Source organism: Clostridium sp. Cult1 (assembly GCF_021655095.1).
Classification (GTDB): domain Bacteria; phylum Bacillota; class Clostridia; order Tissierellales; family Tepidimicrobiaceae; genus Schnuerera.
In genome coordinates, this window is record NZ_PPXW01000001.1 from 697,239 (window position 1) to 702,008 (window position 4,770).

General features: G+C 29.1%; 5 protein-coding genes. All 5 read right to left on the reverse strand.

All coding sequences use genetic code 11. The features are described 5' to 3' along the window. The coding region (locus tag C3E89_RS03360; RefSeq protein WP_442870586.1) for a hypothetical protein at window positions 1-349 on the reverse strand (349 nt) is incomplete at its 3' end. Between the two features lie 331 nt (window positions 350-680). Then, window positions 681-2,315, reverse strand: a complete 1,635-nt coding sequence (locus tag C3E89_RS03365) for a hypothetical protein (protein ID WP_236911082.1) — start codon at window positions 2,313-2,315, stop codon at window positions 681-683. Beyond that, complete coding sequence (locus tag C3E89_RS03370) at window positions 2,302-3,108, reverse strand: ABC transporter ATP-binding protein (RefSeq protein WP_236911083.1); 807 nt, start codon at window positions 3,106-3,108, stop codon at window positions 2,302-2,304. Before C3E89_RS03370 ends, C3E89_RS03365 begins: the two co-directional genes overlap by 14 nt. 124 nt (window positions 3,109-3,232) lie before the next feature. Beyond that, window positions 3,233-4,429: a hypothetical protein gene (locus C3E89_RS03375; RefSeq protein ID WP_236911084.1), complete on the reverse strand. Its 1,197-nt coding sequence runs from the start codon at window positions 4,427-4,429 to the stop codon at window positions 3,233-3,235. Between the two features lie 133 nt (window positions 4,430-4,562). Beyond that, window positions 4,563-4,770 (reverse strand): phosphoribosylaminoimidazolesuccinocarboxamide synthase (locus C3E89_RS03380; RefSeq protein ID WP_272876559.1); only part of this gene is annotated, 208 nt, incomplete at its 5' end.

Below are 4,770 nucleotides of genomic sequence, written 5' to 3' on the forward strand. Positions count from 1 at the left end.
TGGGAGTATGAAGTTTATTATAAGCTACAATTTCTTTCCTCTGGGCTTTGTTTAAAGGTACAAGATCGATTCCTGATCCTACATAAGGAATCCCAAAAGTCTCTAGAAATGCAATTTCCCTTAAGCTAGATGCATTAAATACAATATCAATATTTTCTTTTTTAATATTCTCCAATGTTTCTCTAGGATCCTTTTTCCATTCTAGAAGACAAGCATCATAACCAGCAGATTTTAAGGCAGAATAATGATTATAAGCCTCCTCATAAGCATCGTCATAAACTTTATCAGGTGTAAGCCTCATTTGTTGTTCTACATTTCTAAACTTTCTCCAAAATACACCTACTTTCACTTTGTATCCTCTCCTTATATTAAAAAATTTTAGCACAATAATATATACCTTTAATAAAGGTATATAAAGATTAACTATAAAATGTAATAATAGTAATAATAAGTCAACGCCCTGTTCGCCTAATACATACTCAGTACAAGTTATTAAATAAAAATAGATTTGAAAAAAAGAATAAAGCTAAATAGAATCCTAATTGAAAGTTTTTATGGTATGAATTAATCTTAATGACCTTATCATATATAGTATATCAAACAAAAAATTTATTGTAAAGGCTAGGCAAGTTCTCCAATTAAAACCAACTGGTTTCTAAATTTAGAAACCAGTTGGTTTTTTAACTCTCCAAGTTCACATTAAATCCTTTTTTCCACGCAAATACATTGGCTATGAATAATATTATCATATATATTGATACACCATATTTAATTGTAGTGGCAATATAATGAGCTCCTGCTAGTACGCCTAATATTAACACAAGGAATATGGCGATTATACCTTCTCCTTTGTTAGCCTCTGCAAAGGGTTCTGAAAAAGGCAATCTTTTAGTTCCTAAGTTAAAACAAATTATGATAAATAACAATAGTGTTAGAAGTAAAATTATCAAATCCACAAATATTTTGCCTTTGAAAATAATCATAAAAATTATGCTGATAAAGGTATATAAAGGAAGTATCAAACTAACAAGGGAAGCTTTTAATGTCCCTTTAAATATAGCTTTAGTCTCATTGAAAGGGGTTATTTTGTAAACCCAGGCTCCTTTATAATTACCTGAAAATCCTATGGTATTTATAATATTTGGAACTATTAAACCTATAAAATATATACTAAAATATGCTTTACTAGATGTTATCCTATCTAATCCTAGTTCTTTTAAACCCGTTAACAAAATTATAAAAGGGAAGATTAATGAAAAACCAAGAGAAGGGTATACTCTTAATTTAAAATTCCTTTCTTTTTTTATCATATTCGTAGCAAATTTAAAGAAAGTTGCTTCTTCTTTAGTGCTACATACTACTTTGGGCAACAGCTTATTTAAACTACTATCTCCAGGTTTAGAACTACCACTATTGTCATTCAATTTTTGTAAATTATATTCAAATGTAGGTGTAAGTTTATTATAAATAATCATAGCTATTATTGGGATTAAAATAGATAGAATTGAAAATATGATTGTATGAAAGTCTTGATTACCTTTTAATATTAATTCAAAGGGGGCACCAAACCAGATAGGTGGTACTATATAATGCCAAATTTTTGGAGTATATCCTATATTCAAAAGATCATTGATATTAAACAACCTACCTATTAATTGATAACCTATAGTTATAACTATAGTTAATGCTATCTGAAAATAATTGATAATATCTTTTAACTTTTCGCCATCAAAAAATTTCAGTATTAACAGATATAATAATGCAGTAATTACTACTATTAGAAGATCCATTAAAATAATTTCAATAAAGAATATTATAAAAAATAAAAACCCTTGTTTAATCAACCCCGCAATGAGGCCTGGTCCTGTAAATGCAACCGTTATATAGAACATATAAATCATTATATGGATGGTCTTGGCTGTACTTAAAGTCCTCCCATATACAGGCTTAGAAAGAATTATATCTTTGTCCTTTAAGTCTAATAAAATCGATGAAAAATCTGATATTAATGTAATTGTCATCATCAACATTACGATTCCAAAAACTAAACTCATTTGGAATAGATAATTTTCACCAGCTATAACTAAAGGAATAAGTATAATTCCCAATAAAACATAAAGCCATAAAGATTTTAAAAGGCTATTATCTTCCTCTCTTTTCTTTTTCGAAGAATTTATCATAGCAGTTGGAGTCCTTCTCCCATCTAAAATAAGCTTTACTTGTAAAATTCTTCTCATAATAGGGTAATCTACCCTAAATTTTTCAAATAGTCCTTTAAATCTATCTAAAAATTTTAGTATTCTAAACTCCTTCATAATAATCTACCCCTTGCACTATGGAAACAAATTCTTTTGCAATCTTCTCATGTTCTTTAAAGCCAGTAAGCTCGTTAAATATTTCTTCCAGAGAACCTTCCATGGATTTCTCCCTTAATTCTTCAAAACTTCCATCTGCAACTATCTGTCCATCATTAATCAACACTATTCTGCTGCTTATCTTCTCAACCACTTCCATTATATGGGATGAATAGAATATGGTTTTGCCCTGAGATTTTAGTTCTGCTAGTATTTCCTTAAATACCATAACACTATTAGCATCTATACCACTTAAAGGCTCATCTAAAAATAGGATTTCTGGATTATTTAGCAAGCTTGAAATTATCAATAATTTTTGTCTCATTCCCTTTGAATATGAAGATATTCTAGAGTCATATACTTGTTTCAACCCAAATAATTCTGCAAGCTTCTTGGCTTTTTCATCTGCTTCATCATAGTCCATACCATATAATTCGCCAATAAAGGTTAAATACTCTCTTCCCGTCAAATTATCATAAACTTCTGCAGTTTCTGGGACATAACCTATTTTTCTTTTATATTCTACATTGCCATTAGATATGTTTTCTCCTAAAATCTCTACCTCTCCAGTATATCCTCCTATTAATCCTAACATTATTTTTACCGTAGTACTCTTTCCTGCACCATTTGGTCCTATATACCCTATAATTTGTCCTGGGTATATATCTAAATTTATTCCTTTTAAAACTTTTTTACTATCAAAGTTCTTTTCTAAATTTCTTATACTTATTATTGGTCTACCACATAATTCCAACCTTTTCACCCCTTTAGTCAAATTTTATTCAATTTTAACATAAAAGGCATAACAAATAAATGGTGTAATTTTTGGATATTCAAAAGTTACACCATTGTAATTAATTGCTTATTTTAAAATCTCTTTATTTTACTACTGGTTCTTCCATTTCAATTGGTTGGTCTATTTCATAACTTTGCATCATTTCACTAAAATCTATAGAATTACTTTTATTCACTTTAGGAATATAAACCCTTATATCTTTATTAATATTGGAAACTTTTGTTTCGAATTTAATCCCTAGATTTAAAACCCCCTCCACTGGAGGTAAATCTTCTTTTACAGCTTTTGTTATAGCTTCTAAATCAATTCTTAAATCAATATTACCAGCTTCATAGACAATATATCCATCACTATTAACACCGTATTCTATAACGATACCCTTATCTCCTATTATTTTTATATCCTTGTAAGTATCCATGAATTCATTAAATTGCTTTTTAAGTTCTGGAAGTTCCTTCTCTAAATTATCCATTTCCATATTAATTTCCTCTTGTGAAGGTTGTTCTTCTCCCTCTGGAATTTCCACCATATCTATTACTGCGTTCATATACTCTTTTACAAATTCTATAGCATCCTTATTGTCTAAAGTATAATTTACTGTGTACTTTATGAAGTCCTTGAAGGATTCATCATTTAATTTTAATTCATAAATGGATAATGCCTCTCCATTAACAGTTTTTTGCCCTCTATACTTTACTACTTCTACTTCTGGTTTGAAATCCTCCTGATAATCTTTGAAGAAATTTGTAATCTTAGGTTGAAAATCCTTACTAAATTTCATCAACTCATCATAATCTATTCCTGTTCCACTTGTATCAGTTATTTTTTCAAAATCGTATACTAAATATTTTTTGTCTGCTGCTTCTGGAGACATTCCTGACATTAGCATCTGTGGCATTTCAATAATTTCTACTAATTTAGGCGTTTCTCCTGACATATCCGTATCAACCCATACTGACATTGGCATTTTCATACCGCCAAAGTTTAGATTCATATCCGCAAAGGCTTTAGCTGCTGTTTTCTCTTCATTTTGTTTCATTTTTTGTTTAATGCTAATTTCTGAGTTGTTTAATGTATTAACTAGCTGCTGTACTATCTGCTCATCTTCTGCTGAAAAGCCTTCCCCTTTTAAAGTAAAGTTAAGTACTGTATCGCTCTCCATAGAATTAATGTCTTGAGACTTATTAAAAGCCTTATAAAGGTCTAGCTCGTTATTAGTACATCCTGTAAAGACTATTGAAAGTACTAATACTATTGCTACAATTGAAAATTTTTTCATTTAACTCCCTCCAATATTTTTCTATTATTTATAATATATAATATATATCATGCATTAAATATATTATATAGTATGCACTTGAAATTGAAATTAAGCATATAGTATCGTTTTGCTCTTGTTTTACCAATATCTTTTAATCCGCCAGTATTAATCTTTCTAACTTTAGTGGTTCTATATATTTTCCATCTTTATATGCCCTCATATTTCCACCAGAAACCTCATCAATTAAAGCAATTTCGTTGTTTTCTCCTACCCTACCAAATTCTAATTTAATATCGTAAAGTTCTATTCCTTTTTTAGCTAGTTCTTCTTTTATTATATTGCTAATCTTTATAGTAAGT

Excerpts from the sequence above, each read along its gene's own strand:
- C3E89_RS03375 (WP_236911084.1), bottom strand. The coding sequence starts at position 4,429 with ATGAAAAAATTTTCAATTGTAGCAATAGTATTAGTACTTTCAATAGTC.
- C3E89_RS03365 (WP_236911082.1), bottom strand. The coding sequence starts at position 2,315 with ATGAAGGAGTTTAGAATACTAAAATTTTTAGATAGATTTAAAGGACTA.